Here is a 19,670-nt window from a genome sequence, read left to right on the forward strand (position 1 = left end):
CAAAAAAATACTGAAAATAACGTCAATAATACTGTTTAGCTTAATCACGCTAACTATTATCGCTATTTTTGCGATTCAAAATCAATCTATACAAAACTATATTTCAAAAAGACTAGCACACTTTCTTAGTAATGAATTAAAAACCACAATTAGTATCGATGGCGTCAACTTAAAGTCTTTTCGTTCTTTTAGCATTACAAATTTGTCAATTCTTGACAGAAAAGGACAGCAAATGCTAAGCATCCCCCAAGCAAGTGCACAAATTTCAATAGCACAAATTTTAAATAGCAAACTAAGCATAAGAAAAGTAGCCCTCAATGATGCATTTCTACATTACGAAATGTATAAAGACAGTAGTAATTTCACATTCCTTATCAACTATTTTGCACCAAACAAAAAAAACACGAAATCCAATTCAAAAAAAATAAGTATTGAACTTAATGACATCGAACTAATAAATAACCAAATCAAGTTTACAAATCATCAGTATAAACCTAAAAAACAAGGTTTAGACATCAGTAATTTAGACCTATCTTTTATTTCCGTAAAAATAAAAGACATACAGCAAAATCAATCATCTTATAGCGCCAAAGTTGAGAATCTAAAACTTAAAGAACAAAGCGGATTTATTCTTCAAAACCTAACGAGTACAATTACGCTCTCTAAGACACAATTAGAATTAGCTAATTTAACACTGCAAACAAACCGATCAAGACTTACCGACTATATTTCTTTAAACTACATAGACATAAAAGACTTCGAAAATTTCATGGAAAGTGTTCATGTGAAAAGTAATTTAAAAAATAGCTTAATAGATTCTAGAGATATTGAATTCTTTGCTCCCAATATGAAATACGTTCGCTTTATATCCGAAATAAAAAAAGCTTCTTTAAATGGAACAGTAGAACATATACAAGTTGAGGATGCAAATCTAAATATGCTTAACAGCACCCAACTAAAAGGAAGCTTCACAATTAAAGGGCTTCCGAATATTGACCAAACGAAATTTGATTTTAATATCGAGTCGCTCACAACATCCGCAAATGAACTCGAACAAATCGTACCAGGATTAGCAAATACTGAGGCTTTTATACTTCCTGAAGCGTTAAAACAATTCGGAACAATTCAATACCGAGGCATACTCTCCGGCTACTACCATCATTTCAAGACACTAGGAAAGATTCAAACCGACTTAGGGAATTTAAATATTGACACTGATTTCAACTTAAAACCATCTTTTCAATATGTCGGTCATTTGACTAGTGATTCGTTTAGTCTCGGTTCTCTCTTGAACTCTCCTCTTTTAGCCAGCAGCTCCTTAGACATAAATTTCGACGGTAAAGGACTTGCTATTAATGACATAAAACTCACTGCTAATGGCAAACTTAATAATTTAGATTTCAACAAATATACCTACGAACAAGTTGATTTTGACACAGAAATTGATGAAAGAATATTTTACGCTAACGTTGCTGTCAATGATCCTTCTGCCCGATTACATATAGATAGCAAAATAAGCTGGAAGGACAATGCACCTATTCATTCCTTTTCATCACACATTGACCTACTCGACCTAAAAACGAGTAATTTATTAAACAAGGATAGCATTACACTTACAAACTCGATAGTACATGCACAGCTAACGGGATCAGCACTCAATTCCATAACAGGCGAAATAGTCTCCGATCAGATTCATTTCAATACTTCGCATGGTAATTTCACTATTCGTGATTTCAATATAACCTCCAAGGAAGAAAACAAAACAAAGATATTAAGTATACAATCAGATGCAGTTGACGCTAAAATGTCGGGACAAATAGATCTACCTACGCTAGCCAACTATTTTCAATCTTTAGCCATGCGCTACGCACCTGCTATAAACATAGAAGCAAAAAACTACAATCCACAAAACTTTAATTTAAACGTTCTTATTAAAAAATACAAACCACTTTCTACATTCCTCCACTCCGACTTAGAGATTCATGACAACACTAAACTCAATGCACATTTTTCATCTGATCATTACAAAGCAAATTTTGAAGCTCATAGCCCAAGTGTCAAATACAAAGGGCTACAATTAACCAATTTAAAATTAATAGAAAATGCGGATGAGAAAGCATTTTCACTAAACATCACTGCCGACAGATTAAGCTTAACAGATTCGACTTATATTGAAGGAATAAAACTGACAAACGTACTTGCTAATGACAGCTTACACTTCGGCATGTTACTTTCAGAAGAGCACAACGCTAACTATCTAAACCTACATGGAAACATTCATTTTGCACCAAACAAGCCCGCATATATTAAGTTTAGTAATTCGAAAATTATTCTCAATAACGAGCAATGGTCTATCGACGAAACCGCCGATTTACGCGTATCTAAAGGAAAGTTTTATTTAAACAACTTACTGTTTAAGCGACAACAACAAGAAGTTGCTCTTAACGGCATTCTCTCCGATCAGGATGATGATATCAATATCATGTTTAAAGAATTCAACCTATCGGCTCTTGCAGGCATAACTATGCCAATGGGCATAGAGTTACATGGGCAAATGAACGGAGATATTACCATCAACTCCGTTTTTAAAACCCCTAGATTGTCAGCACATATCACTACTTCCCCTATTGTATACAACAACCTACCAATAGGTAGCCTGTACATAGATGCCGATTATGAACCATCTACAGCTTTAATCAAATTAAACACTAAGCTTAGTGATATCAATCAAAATGGGATAAATTTAACAGGGAGCTATAACCTAAACACTAAAACAGATGCACTGCAACTGAATGGAAATATCAAAAATATGGATATTGCAGTTGCTCAACCTTTTTTAAGAAGTCTAGTCTCAGGTTTATATGGAAAAGTAAGTGGAGATTTAGCCATAAGAGGATCGATCTACCAACCTATCATAAACGGACGAGCGACTGTACATGAAGCAGGTTTCTTGGTAAAATATTTACAAACTCATTATACTTTAACACAACAGAACTTACTTCTTGACAACAATAGTTTTATACTTACTGATGTTAAGATCAGAGATCACAAAAATATTGAGGCTTCGGCAAACGGAAGCATTAACTTGAACACTCTCTCGGATCCAACTCTAAACGTGAATCTGAGAACAGATAACTTTCAAATATTAAATACGAACAAAAAAAATAACGAACTTTTTTACGGAACAGCATATGCCTCTGGAAACTTTACCTTTTCTGGACAGACATCAGCCATCAATATAGACATTAATGCACAATCAAACCCAAATACTACAATCACAATCCCATTTAACAGCTCGCTAACTATTAGTGACAACGACTTTATATACTTTTCAAACCCTAATTCTGCCGAGGACAAGACCAAGACCTCCCTATTCAAAGGTCTAACGATGAATATGGACATCGAAATCACCCGTGAAACAGAAATAAATTTAGAAAATAATGTAGGTTCTTTAAAAAGTTTAGGCACAGGAAATATATCTTTAAAAATATCCTCTCTTGGTGATTTTGAAATGTTTGGAGACTACCATGTACTTTCGGGGAAATTTCATTTTACCGCTCAAGACTTTTTCAATAAATACTTTGATCTAAAGGAAGGGGGGACCATCAGATGGGCAGGTATCCCTAGCGAAGCAACGATCAACCTTGGCGCCACCTATGAACAGCGGACCTCTGTCGCGCCGCTTTACAATGCCGCAGGGCACGCTGAGAACAGCGCAAGAACGCTTGCACAAGCTACCATGCTTCTAAGAGGTCCTTTGAACCAACCGGAAATTTCATTCGATTTAAACTTTCCACAAGATCCCTACATCAAAGACGAATTGCAGGGTTATTTAAGTGATGGAAATAGCCTCAACCAACAGGCCATTAGTCTTATTGTCCGTAGAAGCTTCACTCCTGCCTCTACGCAAGAATTTGGCAAGGAAGTAAATAACACCCTATTATCTGCAGGAACCGAAATCGCATTTAATCAACTCAATACAATTATATCACAATCACTAAATATGAATTTTCTAGATCTTAATATTCGGTCGTTCAATGACGCCTCTGCCTCATTACGCTTCTTTGATGATAGGCTAATTCTTACGGGTGGGGTTTCAGATCGCCGCAACACGATCATGAATGACCTTAATCTATTTTCTGATCAAATTGCAACGGATGCTGAACTAACATTCCGTCTGAGGCAAGATGGAAACCTAGTATTACGTGCCTACAATAGGTTAAATACTAAAAGTGTACTGTTTAATCCTTACAGCGATTATATTAGCGCAGTAGGCATTGTATATAGACAAGAATTTAATTCTATAGCTGAGTTTTGGAGAAAAATGTGGATTTGGAAAGAGAAAAAAGAAACAAAAAAGATAACATCACCCGACACCAGCAAAAATTTTATACATTTTAAATAAATAGGTTTACGAGTTCATCCCATTCATGGTCAAGCGTCCCTTCAAATACTTTCTTCCCAGCTTGCCTATACCAATAGCCAGCATTCCAAAGATCGCCCTCGACCCGATGTAAATATGCATGCACATGTGCAGAACTTTTGTCGTCCAACTGATCAACCAAGTCATGCGCCTTTTTCCAGTCTCCCTTCTTGTCATACCACAATGCTTGCAATTGTATTGCCCACTCAGCTTTCGGTTCAGACAACTCTGTTAAAGTGTTTATAAAATCACTATACCTCATAATCTTATAATAAAATTTGATAACCCACTTACAAAAATAAACAATTTTGTAAGTGGGAAAAATCAACTACCGTTACTTAAACTTACTAGCTAAGGCTGCAAGTTTACTGGCCATATCTCCTCCCTCGGTAGAGCCCTCACTTCGCCTCTTTCCCACCTTACGCGGACCTTTATCTTCTGTTTTCATAGATAGACCTATTCTTTTACGGTTTTCATCAATTTCAGTAACAGTTACTTCAACATGCTGCTGGACTTTAACAATTTCATGTGGATCTGAAACATACCTGTTGGCCAACTGACTTAAATGCACCAAACCATCTTGATGGACACCAATATCAACAAAAGCTCCAAAATTTGTAATATTAGTAACTACACCTGGCAACTTCATACCAACCCTTAAATCAGCAATACTATTTACTCCGTCAGCAAACTTAAACTCTTCAAATTGTTCCCGTGGGTCTCTTCCTGGTTTAGACAACTCGCCCAGAATGTCGTTTAGGGTCGGCAAACCTACTTCCTCCGTTACATACTCCTTCAAATTAATCTGCTTTCTTAACCTCTCATCACTTAATAAGTTGGCTATCTTCGTATTCAAGTCCCTAGCCATCGTTTCCACCACTGCATAACGCTCTGGGTGTACTGCCGATGCATCTAAAGGATGCTCCCCATTCCGAATACGTAAAAAACCTGCTGCCTGTTCAAAAGCTTTCTCGCCTAAACGTGGTACTTTTTTCAATTCTTTACGTGTTTTAAAAGGTCCATTCGCATTGCGATAATTCACTATCTGCTGTGCTAAGGAAGGCCCCAACCCTGACACATAAGATAAAACCTGTTTTGAAGCTGTATTCAATTCAACACCGACCGCATTAACACAGGAAATAACCGTATCGTCCAAAGCTGTCTGTAATTTATTTTGATCTACATCATGTTGGTATTGTCCAACGCCAATCGACTTAGGGTCGATTTTCACCAATTCAGCCAAAGGATCCATTAAACGACGGCCAATAGAAACAGCTCCCCGTACAGTGACATCCTGATCAGGAAACTCCTCACGAGCAACCTCTGAAGCCGAGTAAATAGAAGCCCCCGACTCATTAACCATGACAATTGTCACATCACGCAGACCAAGTTTGCGTACAAATTCTTCTGTTTCTCTTCCCGCAGTACCATTACCAATGGCAATAGCTTCAATCTGATATTTATCAACCAAATGTACAATGGTCTTTTGCGCCTCAGCCAACCCTCCCGCACCATTATGAGGAAAAACTGCCGTATTCTCGACCAACAACCCTTGAGCATCTAAAACAACAGTTTTACAACCTGTTCTAAAACCTGGATCTATAGCTAATAAACGCTTTTGTCCCAAAGGTGCCGCTAACAACAATTGACGCACATTATCAACAAAAACACGAATAGCCTCTTCATCAGCCCTTTGCCTAGTTAACACACGTACCTCTGTTTCCATAGAAGGCTTAAGCAACCTCTTATACCCATCTTGCAAAGCCAATCTTACTTGCTCAGCAGCATCTCCTCTAGAAGTAAGATACATTTTTTCCACAGCCGGAATCACCAAGTCTTCACTCACTTGAATATCTAGGTATAACAGCTCTTCCTTTTCACCTCTTCGCATAGCCAATACCCTATGTGAAGGCGCATCTTTTAATGATTCTGACCATTCAAAATAGTCTTTATATTTAATAGCTGCATCTTCTTTTCCAGGAACTACCCGAGATACAAACTGCCCCTCTTCTATAAAGGCAGTACGTGCTTTTGCCCGAACTTCTGCATCTTCAGCAATTTGCTCGGCAATGATATCTCTTGCTCCGGCTAAAGCATCTTCTAAAGAAGAGACTCCTTTTTCATCATCTAAAAAATTCGCCGCTAATGCGTCCAAATCATTACTTGATTGACCCAACAACAAGTCTGCTAACTCTTGTAGTCCCTTTTCTCGAGCAATCGATGCTCTTGTTCGACGCTTAGGCTTATAAGGCAAATAAAGATCTTCCAATGCAGACATCGTCTCTACTATCTGCAATTGAAGCTCTAGCTCCGCTGTCATTTTTCCTTGCTCCGTAATGGATTTCACCACTGCTTCTCTTCGTTTATCTAAATCTCGCAATTGTTGTACCCTGTCTCGGATAGCTGTAATCTGCACCTCATCCAAACTTCCCGTCAACTCTTTACGGTAACGGGCTATAAAAGGCACTGTAGCACCTTCGTCCAATAACTCAATAGTAGTTAATACCTGTCTATTGGTAACACCCAATTCTTTCGAAATAACAATTTCGTATGCCATTATAATTTGAAAATATAAATATAAATATCAGAAAGATTTATTCTGATAAAACGACTAGTGTATAATTAAAAATTTGATTACTATCATGCGAATTTGTTCACGCCCCACTACATAGGTATTTCACATGCAGTCTTCCCATTGCTTGGATCAATAGAAAGACTGTCTTTTTTACGCTTTGCTATTTGCAGGACAGTAAGCGCACTTATAATACTATTAAAAAGAACTAATGGATAATTAAGCATTTTTTGTATCATCCTGTTTACCAGTTTCCGGAGTAACAGCTTGTTTTTCATCCTCACTAGCATCAGCTGTACTTTCTGCAAAATGATCATTATAACCGTAAGAATAATGATCACCGTCAGAGCTAGGCTGCTCACCCGGATTATGCTGATACGTATTCTCAGGAGAAGTAAATCCAGGAAAACCTTTTTTATCTTCACCATCTTCATTACTCACAAGCTCCTCATCTTTCTTTTCTTCACTTGTATCTGTATTGCTATAACTGGTCGTAGGTTTATCATCTACGGTTACATCTAAATCTTTTTCAAAGTTATTAATCTGATCGGAAATCTCTCGCTTAATCCCATCAGAAGCATCTTTAAACTCCCTTATACCTTTACCTAATCCACGCGCTAATTCAGGCAATTTTTTACCCCCAAACAACAACAAGATAATAATGACAATAAAAATCATCTCTTGTGTCCCTATATTCATAAATGCTAAAGTCATTTTCTCTTCTTTTTATTTAACCTAATACAAGTTACTAAGGTAAGTGTAAATTTAATATTCCTCAAAATTTTGTTGTAAATATTTAGTAACAAATAAGTAGATTTCATAGCACAAAACAAAGCTATAGCCCTAATTATTTATATAAAATGTATAATTCGACACTCTCTTACAATTCAGTTTTCTAATCCCACTAGATTTTTTAGAAAACTATAGCTGATTATTTATTTACCTTTGCCAATGCATGACATTTAACAAATACTACAAACAGAATAAACATTTTTACTGGAGCACCTTCGCTTTAGCAGGTCCTGTAATCATTTCACAGCTAGGTCAGACTCTTGTACAAACGGCTGACACCATTATTGTAGGCAAATTTGTTGGCACCATACCTTTAGCTGCTGTTTCCTTGGTACATTCTGTTTTTATTGTGGTTATGGTTCTAGGTATTGGAGTATCTTACGGGCTCACCCCTTTAATCGCACAAGAAAATGGACGCAATAACAAAGCTGATTGTGGCAGACTTTTATCCAACAGCCTCTGGTTAAATATTGCGACAGGTCTTATACTTTTTTTAATTGTCAACTTTGGCTCTATGTATGCAGTTCAACATATGGACCAGGATCCTCGTGTTGTAGACGCTGCCAAACCTTACCTACTCATACTCATGCTATCCGTTGTTCCTCTCATGGTTTTCAACACCTTCAAACAATTTGCTGAGGGGCTTGGCTTCACCAAGCAGGCCATGAATATTACCATATGGGGAAACATTCTAAATGTTGTACTCGCAATAATCTTCGTAAAAGGCTTTTTCGGAATTAAACCTATGGGAATTGAAGGAGTAGGATATGCTACTTTAATAGACCGTATTGCCATGATGATTGCGATGGCAACCTATGTATTAAAGTCCAACAGATTCAAGCCTTATCTACAATATTTCAGACTTTTATATATAGATTTTAAGCGCGTAAAAAAGATACTTACCATCGGAGCTCCGGTTGCCATGCAGTATGTTTTTGAGGTAGGCGCATTTGCTGCTGCTGCATTAATTGCTGGAAAAATTGGAGCTATCGAACAAGCCAGTCATCAAGTTGCTATCACTCTTGCATCTATGGCTTACATGATGGCAAGTGGCATTGCTTCTGCCGCTACTATCAAAACAGGTCATAGTTTTGGAAAGGGCAACATGATACGTGTAACTAAATTTGCCAATGTTTCCTACCAATTAGCGCTGGTTTTCATGATCTGTACTGCTTTAATCTTCACATTTTTTAGCAACTATTTACCGTTAATATTTAGCGACGACCAGGCAGTCATCACAATTTCAGCAAGCCTACTTATCATAGCAGGCCTTTTTCAACTTTTTGATGGTGTACAGGTTGTCGGTTTAGGTGTACTCAGAGGAATAGGTGACGTAAATGTCCCGACACTAATAACGTTCTTCGCTTATTGGATTATAGGAGTTCCAAGCGCCTACTTACTTGGTATCGTACTGAATATTGGAATAAAAGGAGTTTGGTACGGTCTGACTTTAGGTTTATTAACCTCATCATTATTGTTATTTTTCCGTTACCGTTATATCATTAAAAAATCCGGAAAAAGAATTGAAAACAAGATCACTTAAGAGTAGAAATCTAGTAATAGCTATTTACTTGCTTTGTCTTTCATGAGTTAAAACACGTAAATAAAGTTGTTCTACCTTTTCACGTGCCCAGGTTGTCTTCCTCAAAAAAACAAGAGAAGACTTAATGCTTGGATTTTCAGTAAAACAACGGATTCGTATTCTACTCCCCAATTCATCCCACCCCATATAGTCTACCAAGTACTCAATAATATGATCCAATCTCTTTCCATGTAAAGGGTTGTTAACCTGTTCTTCCATACAACAAAGGTAAAAAAATCATCCTACAACCAAAACTAGTTATATTACAAGTAATATAACTCCCATTAAGATAATCATAAATACAATCTACCTGTGCCTCATCAATTGTAACATACAATAACTCCAATATAAAATTGCAGAACTGTAACGCAATCATTAGAAGTAATTAAAAAACTACCCCCCAAAAAACTCTAATTTAAAGATCATTGAACTTCCATGTAAACATAATAAAAAAGGAGGTCACTAAATGATCTCCTTTCCATATTTTTATATCTCTCTATTTACATCCCAGTTTTCTAGGTAATCTGCGACCCGTTTTAAAAACGTTCCTCCTAAAGCCCCGTCGATAACCCGATGATCATAGGAAAGCGACAAATACAACATATGTCGTATAGCAATCACATCACCATCTGCAGTTTCTAAGACTGCTGGTCGCTTCTTGATAGTTCCTACAGCCAAAATTGCTGCCTGCGGCTGGTTAATAATCGGCACCCCCATAATATTTCCAAAAGCACCAATATTTGTAAACGTAAATGTACCTCCTTGCGTATCGTCTGGTTTCAGCTGATTATTCCTTGCCCGATTTGCCATATCGTTTACAGCCTTACTGAGACCAACCAGACTAAGCTGATCTGCGTTTTTAATAACCGGCACAATGAGATTACCTGTAGGTAAAGCCGCTGCCATACCAATATTAATATTTTTTTTCTTTAAAATATTATACCCATCGACTGAAACATTAATCATAGGAAAATCTTTAAGAGCCTTACTAACAGCCTCGATAAAGATAGGTGTAAACGTAATATTCTCGCCTTCACGCTTCTTATAAGCATCCTTCACCCTATTCCTCCAATTTACCACATGTGTCACATCAGCTTCTACAAAAGAAGCTACATGTGGCGACGTCTTTACACTATGCACCATATGATCGGCAATCAATTTCCGCATACGATCCATTTCAATAATATCATCCCCTTCCCCCTTACTAGTTCCCTGTTGAGACTTTACAGAATCAGTAACGAAAGTCCCCCTTGGTTCTTTATGAACTACCTGCTCTCCACTGTAATTTATAGGCTTTTCTGTCCGGTTCTTAATATAGTTCAATACATCTTCTTTTGTTACACGCCCCTCAGCTCCTGTTCCACGAATTTCTTCCAATTCCTGCTGGGTTACACCCTCTTCTTGCGCTATGCTTTTTACTAAAGGCGAATAAAAACGATTTATTGAATAAATAACTTGCGTTGTTTCCTCTTTCTTTTCCAATAACTCTGTGCCTGGGATGATATCATGATCAGTGCAATCTTCACGATGATCATTCACTACATTTTCATCATTAAAATTATTTATTGGTGAAGTAACATTAATCGCAGCCTTCTCTTTTGTATCTCCATCACCTTCAATTTCAATATGTGCCAAGACATCGCCAACCTGTGCGACCTGATCTACCTCAAAAAAAATAGCAATAATTTCACCATTTACTGGAGAAGGCACATCTGAATCTACTTTATCTGTTGCTACCTCAACAATAGACTCATCCTCACTTACTGTATCACCAATTCCCTTAAGCCATTTTGTAATAGTTGCTTCAGAAACACTTTCCCCCATCTTAGGGAGTACAAGTTCATATATTGCCATAAGTTTCAGTCTTTAATGATTCTGCTAAATTAACATTTAATCCTCTAATTACCTCTAAACAAAATTAAATATCAAAAAACAAAATAAAATCAGATTATAATACTTCAATAAAGGCGATTACTGCTTTTTAAACATTTTCCATAACATTAGTAACGCTGCTGAGACCGTACGTTCGATATTTATAGATCGATCATTTTTAAAATAAAATGTTTTTACTTCTTTCCCTAGAGGTCCTACTACAGCTACACAAACCATACCAACAGGTTTCTTATCCGTACCTCCCCCAGGCCCAGCAACACCACTCGTTGCAATAGCATAATCACTTTCAAATTTCTTTTGCGCTCCTAATGCCATTTCTAAAACCGTTTCCTCACTAACAGCACCATAAGTTGCCAACGTACTTGGAGCTACATCCAGTATATCCAATTTCGCTCTATTCGCATATACAACCGCTCCGCCTACAAACATATTACTCGCTCCCGGAATTGCTGTTATAGCTGCAGAAATAGCTCCTCCTGTACAACTCTCTGCTGTTGATAACGTACACTTACTTTTCGAAAACACACGTACAATAACCTCCTCAAAGGTGACATCTTCTGTAGCTACAACATATTCAGACAAACGTTCAGCAACAAGACTAGCCTGCCTATCGGTTTCTTCCTTAACCTTAGTTTCATCTACACCCGATGCTGTAAACCTCAACCTCACCAAACCTAATCGTGGCAAGTAAGCCAACTTAATGTAAGATGGCAAAGAATCTTCTAAATCAGCAATCTTTTCTGCCAAATGCGACTCCCCTATACCAACAGTAATTAAATGTGCATTATATATAATCTCTTTTTTATCACCTTCAATAAGCAGCGGCATCACCCTATTTTTAATCAGATATTTCATCTCAAATGGCACACCTGGCAAAAAAGCATAATAGACAGATTTCTTTTCCAACCACATCCCCGGGGCTGTTCCTACATCATTAAACAATATTTTCGCATCTCTTAATACATCAGCCTGATTCAAATTCATAGAAGGCATTGCTCCAAGCCCTGATTGCTGAAAAATACTTTCTACGTGCCTTAAAACCTCCAAATTTCTAACAATTGGACTCTCAAAATAAACAGAAATTGCCTGCCTAGTTACATCGTCTTTCGTAGGTCCTAAACCTCCTGTCACTATCACAAGGTCTGCTCGCTCCGACGCTTGTTTTAAAGCTCCTAAAATAATATCTTCCCTATCGGATATAGAACTCATCTGCACCACAGATACCTGCACTAAACCAAGCTGCTGAGCGATCCACGCTGAGTTCGTATCAACAATTTGCCCATTTAATATTTCATCACCAATAGTTATAATTTCTGCTTTCATAGCATCTATAATTTTTTAACACAAAGAGCTGTCCCTAAAATGACCAACTTAACACTAAACAAATTTCAATAAAACCTTAGCATAGCTATACCTAAAGTATGTAAATAAAAACTACCTTAACAAGAATTTTCACTTCATAAATCTACTAAATGCAAGCTATTATCTATAGCTTAAATACTTACTAAAGAAATAAAACTTTTACTATTCACTAGAAGCAAGTGAACTATGCTCATAAAACCTTAAATCGACTTCATGATAAAAGATTAGTACCTATAATGGCTTTGGCTTTTGGTAAGCTTCAGATCCTGTAATATAGACGCTTTTGCCCGGATAGTAATATTATAGCTCTGATATTGCCCAAAAGGAGTCCATCCTACCGACAGATCCCAACAATGTAAATCCCGATATATATTAAATCTAGTTAATGAAAGCTTCTTCTGCTGCAAATCATACCCTGTATTAAATTGCACCTTCCACTTCGGCGTCACATTAAAATCCCCATTCAAATTCACAGTTGCAGTTATATTATTTCGCATCACCTGCCTTGAATTATCCCACTGCTTATTATAATTAAAACTAAATGAACCGTTTAAATTCCAAGGAATATTAAAATCTACGAAAGCATTCGGGTCAGTACTGATTCTAGCCAAAGCCTGAGCCTGTTCTGGCGTCATGTTAGACATTTGGTTACGCAAAGAATCTATATTATCATTACGGCTCTTATTTGCACTAGGGTTCAAACTATAATCAAAAGAAAGCCCAAAATTAGTTAAACGTGCTAACTTCCCATCTTTAAGTGCAAAACGGTCAATACGTATCCCTTCATCATTTACAATATAGGGATCCAAAATACCATTAAAATTTAAGTTTATTTTTTCATTAAAAATAGATGTCCTACCCGAAAAGCTAATAGTAGATAACTTCAGCGAATCCGCCATGAAGTTATAGTTCCCACTAAAAGTCAATCCCTGAATAATAGGTATCTTTTTAACAGCATTTGTTCCGGTTGAATCCTTTTTATTCTTCACCTTTGCCTCAATATTATTATCTATTGAAAAACCAATCCCCATGGATTTCCCTGCACCAGGTCCACCATACATAGCACCTTCAAATACAGAATACTTCCTTAACACACCATCTTTATCAACAAATTCTTTATAAAATCCATATTTGGGATCAGAAAAATCTGGTCTATAATTAAAATTTACAGAAGGGGTCACTACATGTCTTAGTGCCTCTATTTTACCAATTTTCGGATACGTACCGTATATCTTTGTAGATAATCCTGTTGACAAAGAATAATCATAAGCACGACGAAACCCCTGCACCGTATCTCTAGCTTCACCAAAACCCTCGACCTCATTGAACAAACGTTTACGAATAGACTGCAAATACCAGCGTTCCGTATAGTTAACGGACGTATTAAATTGAAAATGTTTAAATGCATTTAAGCTCAAGCTTACAGGGATACTATGCTGAAAACCGTTCGTAAAATTCTTTAATGATTCTTTTTTAAACAGAATAGAATCACCCGTACTTATCGTATTACGCCCTTGTAAACTATACCCAACCGTTATACGCTGATACCATTTTTGCTCACCTACACGATCTTTAGAATCAAATGGATTGAATGTTGCTACGTTCAAATTAAATGATGGTAATTCTAAATCTACCTTTCCCGTTGTCATATCTTGCCTATGGCTCATATTAGTCGTAAAGTTAACCTTACCATCAGCAAACACTTTACCATAAGCAATAGACGAAGACATATTATTTTGTGTTAAATCCCGTATACTATTGTGCTGATTCATCCCCGTATTCTTAAAATAAGATCGTGTAGCAAAATTGACCGAGGCTGAAAATGATGTCCCAGGATTAGCTTCTTGACGCTGTGTATGGTTCCATGTTACATTAAAGTCAGTATCAGAACCATAATTATCCGTCCCTTCTACACCCGATTTTGTACGTGCATAACGGACAGTAAAGCCTCCACTATATTTATAATTCACTAGATAGTTTGTACGTATATTCGTTTCCCAAGATCCTTTTGAATATAAGGTACCTCTAATTTCAGAATCCCAATAATCACTAAAAGCTAAATACCAACCTGCATCACGTATCGCAAAACCCCGCGTAGCATCTTCTCCAAATGACGGAAATAAAAAACCAGAAGATCGTTTATTTGTTCGCGGAAAGAAACCAAAAGGAATCGCTAAAAACTTTATTGGAATATTTTCAATCACCAAATGTGCGGGGCCGACTATAATATGGTTTTTAGCAGCAAGTCCTTTTGTAAAATTAATACCAAAATGTGTATAAGGATAAGGTAAATTACACGTACTATACATACCTCGCTGCAAAGAGAGCTCATCATATAAATTTTTACGTACCACTCTCGCCTGTATATAAGCACCATCTTCCTCTGTCATGATCCCGTACGTATTCCCTTCTTGACTTTTATAGTCATATAAGAGGGAGTCAACCGTCTTTGGACTATCTCCCGGAAAAATCACGACAGGGCGGCCTACGTACTTCCCATTATGATCAATCACACCACTCGCAAACAATTGATTCGTGTTCCGATCTAAACGAATGTAGTCAGCAGCCAACTCAAAAGTTTCATACTTTACCTTCGCCCCTTTGTATAAATGTAAAACATTTTTATCAACTTGATTCCAGGACGAATCATTTGCCACAATAGTGACAACCGTCTCCAGTCCCTCTTTATTTTTCACTTGAACAGTATCCTGTCCCGTAGTCTCTTTTAAATGATTTCCTATTGTATCAGCCGACGACACAGTAGTATCTGGTACGATACTAGATTTCTTATCTGCAGGTGTTATAACTTGAGCATTTAAAGCTGCAAAGCTTATAAAAATAAACAAGAAACTAGAGAAAAAACAAGTTAACGCCTTCAATGTTAATTATGAATGTTATTTTTGTGTGCAAATAGTCCTATTCGAGCAAAAATAGTCAAAAAACATTTAGAAACAGTGAAGTAATTGACGGAATAACTAAATATATGATTTCACACTATTTCACGTTACTTATAGGAGCAGAATTATTTCAAAATATTATGCATATAGAAAGAGAAAGCAAATTAAGAATCATTAAAAAAAAATTCACTCTCTTATTGTTATTCTTTGTAGCTGCCATTTACAATATATCAGCTGCAACAAAAGGTCTCTCAATCAATGAGCCCTATATTATTGTTATTGATCCTGGGCATGGAGGAGGAAAAATCGGGGCTAAAGGCAGAAAATCTACAGAAAAAGACATTGTACTAGACATTTCAAAAAAACTAAAGACTCTATTAGAAGCACAAATTCCCAATGCAAAAGTTCTACTAACCCGAACTACAGATATTGATGTAACATTTCTATCAAGAATACAACTTGCTAATAAAAATAAAGCGAATATTTTCATCTCCATTCATGCCAATTCAGCCGATGTAGATATACGCGTTCGCAACAAAAACGGAAAATATGTAAATTCCGTTCGCCGAAATCCAAAGGTTAGAGGCACCGAAACCCTAGTCCTAGGGTTTCATCGTATGGCCGAACAGGATGTTGCTATACGTGAAAACGCCGATTTACTGCTAGAAGACAATTATAAAGAAGATTTTTCCGATTTCAACCCCAGCGATCCTTCAAGTTATATTATTTTCCAATTAATGCGTAATCAATATCGCCGAGAAAGTATTAAATTAGCATCGCTCATACAAGGGCAATATGTGAAAAGTGCTAAAATTGATCGAGGGGTCAAAGAGCAGGGTCTGGCTGTATTATCTAAAGCCACAATGCCCGCAGTACTAACTGAAATTGGTTTTATAAGTAGTCCAGAAGAAGAAGAGTACATGCTTTCAGCTAAAGGTCAGGAAGAAATTGCTCAAAACCTGACAAATGCTATAAAAATGTATAAAGAACATTTAAAAATTTAATTTCAATCCTAGAATCTCAGATTTCAAAAAAATCCGAGATAATTTAAATAGTAATGACAGTTTTGAACACAAATAAAAATACTCCGTACACTCGATTAAGATTTTTTTCGATCCTACTCTCTGTTACTTTCTTAACAAGCAGTTTTACACCTAAAGACCCAACAATTGAACAAGGAACCAAAGCACAGAAAGTTAAAACTATTGTTCTCGATGCTGGACATGGAGGGCATGATTCTGGAGCAGTTGGTCGAAAATCAAAAGAAAAGGATGTAGCTTTACAAGTCACATTAAAATTAGGTGCGAAAATCGAAAAAGAAATGCCGGACACAAAGGTAATTTACACACGTACTACAGACGTTTTCATACCTTTATACCAACGCCCTGCTGTGGCAAACGAAGCCAAAGCAGAACTTTTTATTTCTATCCATTGTAATTCAGGTGGGACAAGCACAGTTCGCAAAAAAAACAGTCGTGGCCGATGGGTAACGAGTAAAGTCCCTAATAGAACAGCAGTAGGAACAGAAACTATAGTCAGCGGATTCAACAGATTAGCACAACAAGATGCGGCCATACGGGAAAACGCATCTATTTTATTAGAGGAAAACTATAAAGAAAATTACGGAGGTTTTGATCCTAATGATCCATCAAGTATGATTGTTTTCCAACTCATGAAAAATCAATACAGGCGTGAAAGTATAAAACTAGCATCCTATATGCAGGAAACATATAAAGCATCGGGACGTAGAGATAGAGGTGTCTTAGAATTATCTTTAGCGGTACTAGCTACTGCGGGTATGCCTGCAGTTCTTACCGAGATAGGTTTTATCAGCAATCCAGACGAAGAAGACTTTATGTTGTCTGATTATGGTCAGAAAGAAATTGTAAATAATTTGTTCAATGCAATAAAAACCTACAAAACCACTACAGATCGATAAACTTTTAGTAGATTTAGATTGTTAATAAAACAAAAAGGAAATATAATTCATCTCACACATATATTTTGAAAATAACAAACGAAACAAAAGTAGGAATCATTACCGCAGTAGCCTTAGCATTATTGTTCATTGGCTACAATTTTTTAAAAGGAAATGATGTATTCAATAGCGAGAACGAATTTTACACGGATTATGACAATGTAGATGGATTATCCGTATCCAAACCTGTTGTTGTCAACGGATATCAAATTGGTCGAGTATCAAAGCTCACTTTAATGGAAACCGGAAAAATACGGACTCACTTCAAAATAAAATCAACTTATCAAATTCCATCCAATACTGTTGCACGTATAGTCAGCGCAGACTTATTGGGCAGTAAAGCTATCGTCTTCGAATTAGGAAGCAGTAAAACAATGGCAAATGACGGAGATCCACTTTTATCAGATGTGCAAGCAAATTTACTAGAAAAAGTAGAGCCTTTACAACAGAAAGTTGAAAACTTAGTAGTCAAACTAGATTCTGTTTTATCAGCTATCAACACAGCGCTAGACGATGAGTTTCAACGTGATTTTAAAAGCAGTTTACACAGTATATCAGTTTCGCTGGGTAATATGGAAAAAATCACAAGTGATGTCGAAGGATTAATGGGATCTGAGAAATTACGATTCGCTAAAATTATGCAGAACTTAGAGTCTATCACAAATAACTTTAAAAACAATAACGACAAAATAGAAAAAATATTAGCAAATCTTGACAACTTATCAGAAGATCTTTCAAAAACAGAAATTAAAGCAACAATAGATAATGCGAACCAAGTCATGAAAGATGTACAGGTCATAACTGCTAAAATAAGTAGTGGAGAAGGAACAATAGGCCTACTCTTGAACGACGATCAACTTTACAACAATTTAAACAGCTCAACTAAAGAATTGGACGATCTCATTAAAGATCTAAAAGAAAGACCTGGTCGGTATATTAGATTAAGCATATTTGGAAAAAAAGACACAAAATAGTCTTCATTAATATTCTAGCATAATAGCCCATTTTTATATAAAAATGGGCTATTATCTTTATTACTTTTAACACCTTATAACTATCAGTAAATTTTAACTATATTTGATTTTCACATTAAAAGCACAAAAATGAATATTAAGGGTTGTCTTCCTCCTCCAATAGTTTAATATTTCATGGAAATATAAAGGTTGTAACACGCATCCATACATATTGATGCTAGAGTTACTATGCCTCCATCTTACTATTAAATATTAAAGACAATTCTTAATGAACAAAGCATATATATATTTGCACGGTGCAGTGCTACTCCTTGGTCTTTCTCCAGTTTTTGGAAAGATTATATCACTCAATGAAGGACTTCTTACTTTTTACCGAGTGCTCTTTTCAGCTATAATTCTATTCTTTATCTTAAAGCACTTTAAAGTAACTCAAGCTCTCCATTTTAAAGAAAAGGCAAAAATTGCGCAAACAGGCATACTTCTAACATTTTCTTGGGTCTTTTTCTTTGCTGGGATTAAGTATTCTAATATTTCTATAGGTGTAGTTTGCTTTTGTATGGCAAGTTTCTTCACTGCCTTTCTAGAGCCTATTCTTAATAAAAGTCCCTTCCGAATATCTGACGTTCTACTGAGTATACTAACTCTTCTTGGAGTAAGTCTCATTTTTCACTTTGACTCATCATACCGTTTAGGAATAACATTAGGTATTATTTCACCGTTATTTTATACACTATATTCTATCTACAATAAACGGTGGGCAAATCACTATGATAGCAAACTCATAAACTATTACCAAATGATAGGCGGAACAATCGGATTGGGTTTGACACTTCCTGTTTATCTATTTTTTTTTCCATCAGAAAAGCTGTTCCCTGATTTAAAGGATATTTCATATTTATTAGTACTTGCTTCCTTGTCAACAGTATTGACATATATTTTACTTACCGAAGCTTTTAAAGAAATATCAGCATTTACAGCAAACCTCAGTATGAACCTAGAACCCATTTATGCCATAATCATAGCTTTTTTATTTTTCGGCGAAAGTAAAGAAGTAGGATTTTCTTTTTATATAGGCCTATCTTTTGTCGTAATATCTGTACTTCTACAGGCCTACATGGTAAGTAAAAAAACTACCTCTTAAAACTTGATAGATTACTGACTATGTCTGGACATAGTCAGTAATAAGTTCTAACGAAT

General features: G+C 36.3%; 13 protein-coding genes. 6 read left to right on the forward strand and 7 right to left on the reverse strand.

Annotated features, from left to right (window positions below; genetic code table 11):
- Window positions 1-43 precede the first annotated feature (43 nt).
- Window positions 44-4,405 carry a translocation/assembly module TamB domain-containing protein gene (locus tag ORI89_RS08780; RefSeq protein ID WP_442800881.1) on the forward strand — a complete coding sequence of 1,454 codons (4,362 nt, stop codon included), beginning with the start codon at window positions 44-46 and terminating at the stop codon, window positions 4,403-4,405.
- Here ORI89_RS08780 and ORI89_RS08785 read toward each other — a convergent pair.
- The 3 genes from ORI89_RS08785 to ORI89_RS08795 all read right to left on the reverse strand — a co-directional run bounded on the left by ORI89_RS08785 (window position 4,398) and on the right by ORI89_RS08795 (window position 7,709).
- Window positions 4,398-4,685 carry a hypothetical protein gene (locus ORI89_RS08785; RefSeq protein WP_268230088.1) on the reverse strand — a complete coding sequence of 96 codons (288 nt, stop codon included), beginning with the start codon at window positions 4,683-4,685 and terminating at the stop codon, window positions 4,398-4,400. The genes ORI89_RS08780 and ORI89_RS08785 overlap by 8 nt on opposite strands.
- A 72-nt stretch (window positions 4,686-4,757) precedes the next feature.
- The gene (locus ORI89_RS08790) at window positions 4,758-6,980 is read right to left on the reverse strand and encodes a Tex family protein (protein WP_268230089.1); all 2,223 of its coding nucleotides are present in this window, start codon (window positions 6,978-6,980) and stop codon (window positions 4,758-4,760) included.
- Between the two features lie 234 nt (window positions 6,981-7,214).
- On the reverse strand, window positions 7,215-7,709 hold the full coding sequence (locus tag ORI89_RS08795; RefSeq protein ID WP_268230090.1) for a Sec-independent protein translocase subunit TatA/TatB: 495 nt from the start codon (window positions 7,707-7,709) through the stop codon (window positions 7,215-7,217).
- Window positions 7,710-7,950: 241 nt separating this feature from the next.
- Between ORI89_RS08795 and ORI89_RS08800 the strand changes: the two genes are divergently transcribed.
- A complete protein-coding gene (locus ORI89_RS08800; protein WP_268230091.1) occupies window positions 7,951-9,330 on the forward strand; it encodes an MATE family efflux transporter in 1,380 nt (459 codons plus the stop codon).
- Between the two features lie 24 nt (window positions 9,331-9,354).
- Here ORI89_RS08800 and ORI89_RS08805 read toward each other — a convergent pair whose 3' ends face one another.
- The 4 genes from ORI89_RS08805 to ORI89_RS08820 form a co-directional block, all read right to left on the reverse strand.
- The gene (locus ORI89_RS08805; protein ID WP_268230092.1) at window positions 9,355-9,588 is read right to left on the reverse strand and encodes a VF530 family protein; all 234 of its coding nucleotides are present in this window, start codon (window positions 9,586-9,588) and stop codon (window positions 9,355-9,357) included.
- A gap of 267 nt (window positions 9,589-9,855) precedes the next feature.
- Window positions 9,856-11,223 (reverse strand): dihydrolipoamide acetyltransferase family protein, encoded by a 1,368-nt coding sequence (locus ORI89_RS08810; protein ID WP_268230093.1) that lies wholly within the window; start codon window positions 11,221-11,223, stop codon window positions 9,856-9,858.
- Between the two features lie 117 nt (window positions 11,224-11,340).
- A complete protein-coding gene (locus tag ORI89_RS08815; protein WP_268230094.1) occupies window positions 11,341-12,585 on the reverse strand; it encodes a competence/damage-inducible protein A in 1,245 nt (414 codons plus the stop codon).
- A 263-nt stretch (window positions 12,586-12,848) separates the two neighbouring features.
- Window positions 12,849-15,470 carry a putative LPS assembly protein LptD gene (locus ORI89_RS08820; RefSeq protein WP_268230095.1) on the reverse strand — a complete coding sequence of 874 codons (2,622 nt, stop codon included), beginning with the start codon at window positions 15,468-15,470 and terminating at the stop codon, window positions 12,849-12,851.
- A gap of 137 nt (window positions 15,471-15,607) precedes the next feature.
- Here ORI89_RS08820 and ORI89_RS08825 point away from each other — a divergent pair, with 137 nt between their 5' ends.
- The 4 genes from ORI89_RS08825 (at window position 15,608) to ORI89_RS08840 (ending at window position 19,614) form a co-directional block, all read left to right on the forward strand.
- Window positions 15,608-16,525, forward strand: a complete 918-nt coding sequence (locus tag ORI89_RS08825; protein ID WP_268230096.1) for an N-acetylmuramoyl-L-alanine amidase family protein — start codon at window positions 15,608-15,610, stop codon at window positions 16,523-16,525.
- A gap of 62 nt (window positions 16,526-16,587) precedes the next feature.
- On the forward strand, window positions 16,588-17,460 hold the full coding sequence (locus ORI89_RS08830; protein WP_268230097.1) for an N-acetylmuramoyl-L-alanine amidase family protein: 873 nt from the start codon (window positions 16,588-16,590) through the stop codon (window positions 17,458-17,460).
- A gap of 65 nt (window positions 17,461-17,525) precedes the next feature.
- On the forward strand, window positions 17,526-18,473 hold the full coding sequence (locus ORI89_RS08835; RefSeq protein ID WP_268230098.1) for an MlaD family protein: 948 nt from the start codon (window positions 17,526-17,528) through the stop codon (window positions 18,471-18,473).
- Window positions 18,474-18,741: 268 nt separating this feature from the next.
- Window positions 18,742-19,614: a DMT family transporter gene (locus tag ORI89_RS08840; protein ID WP_268230100.1), complete on the forward strand. Its 873-nt coding sequence runs from the start codon at window positions 18,742-18,744 to the stop codon at window positions 19,612-19,614.
- The last annotated feature ends 56 nt before the right edge of the window (window positions 19,615-19,670 follow it).

Origin of the sequence: Sphingobacterium sp. UT-1RO-CII-1 (assembly GCF_026711005.1) — a bacterium.
GTDB lineage: Bacteria > Bacteroidota > Bacteroidia > Sphingobacteriales > Sphingobacteriaceae > Sphingobacterium.

Excerpts from the sequence above, each read along its gene's own strand:
- ORI89_RS08790 (WP_268230089.1), bottom strand. The coding sequence starts at position 6,980 with ATGGCATACGAAATTGTTATTTCGAAAGAATTGGGTGTTACCAATAGA.
- ORI89_RS08800 (WP_268230091.1), top strand. The coding sequence starts at position 7,951 with ATGACATTTAACAAATACTACAAACAGAATAAACATTTTTACTGGAGC.
- ORI89_RS08840 (WP_268230100.1), top strand. The coding sequence starts at position 18,742 with ATGAACAAAGCATATATATATTTGCACGGTGCAGTGCTACTCCTTGGT.
- ORI89_RS08785 (WP_268230088.1), bottom strand. The coding sequence starts at position 4,685 with ATGAGGTATAGTGATTTTATAAACACTTTAACAGAGTTGTCTGAACCG.
- ORI89_RS08805 (WP_268230092.1), bottom strand. The coding sequence starts at position 9,588 with ATGGAAGAACAGGTTAACAACCCTTTACATGGAAAGAGATTGGATCAT.
- ORI89_RS08815 (WP_268230094.1), bottom strand. The coding sequence starts at position 12,585 with ATGAAAGCAGAAATTATAACTATTGGTGATGAAATATTAAATGGGCAA.
- ORI89_RS08795 (WP_268230090.1), bottom strand. The coding sequence starts at position 7,709 with ATGACTTTAGCATTTATGAATATAGGGACACAAGAGATGATTTTTATT.
- ORI89_RS08825 (WP_268230096.1), top strand. The coding sequence starts at position 15,608 with ATGATTTCACACTATTTCACGTTACTTATAGGAGCAGAATTATTTCAA.
- ORI89_RS08810 (WP_268230093.1), bottom strand. The coding sequence starts at position 11,223 with ATGGCAATATATGAACTTGTACTCCCTAAGATGGGGGAAAGTGTTTCT.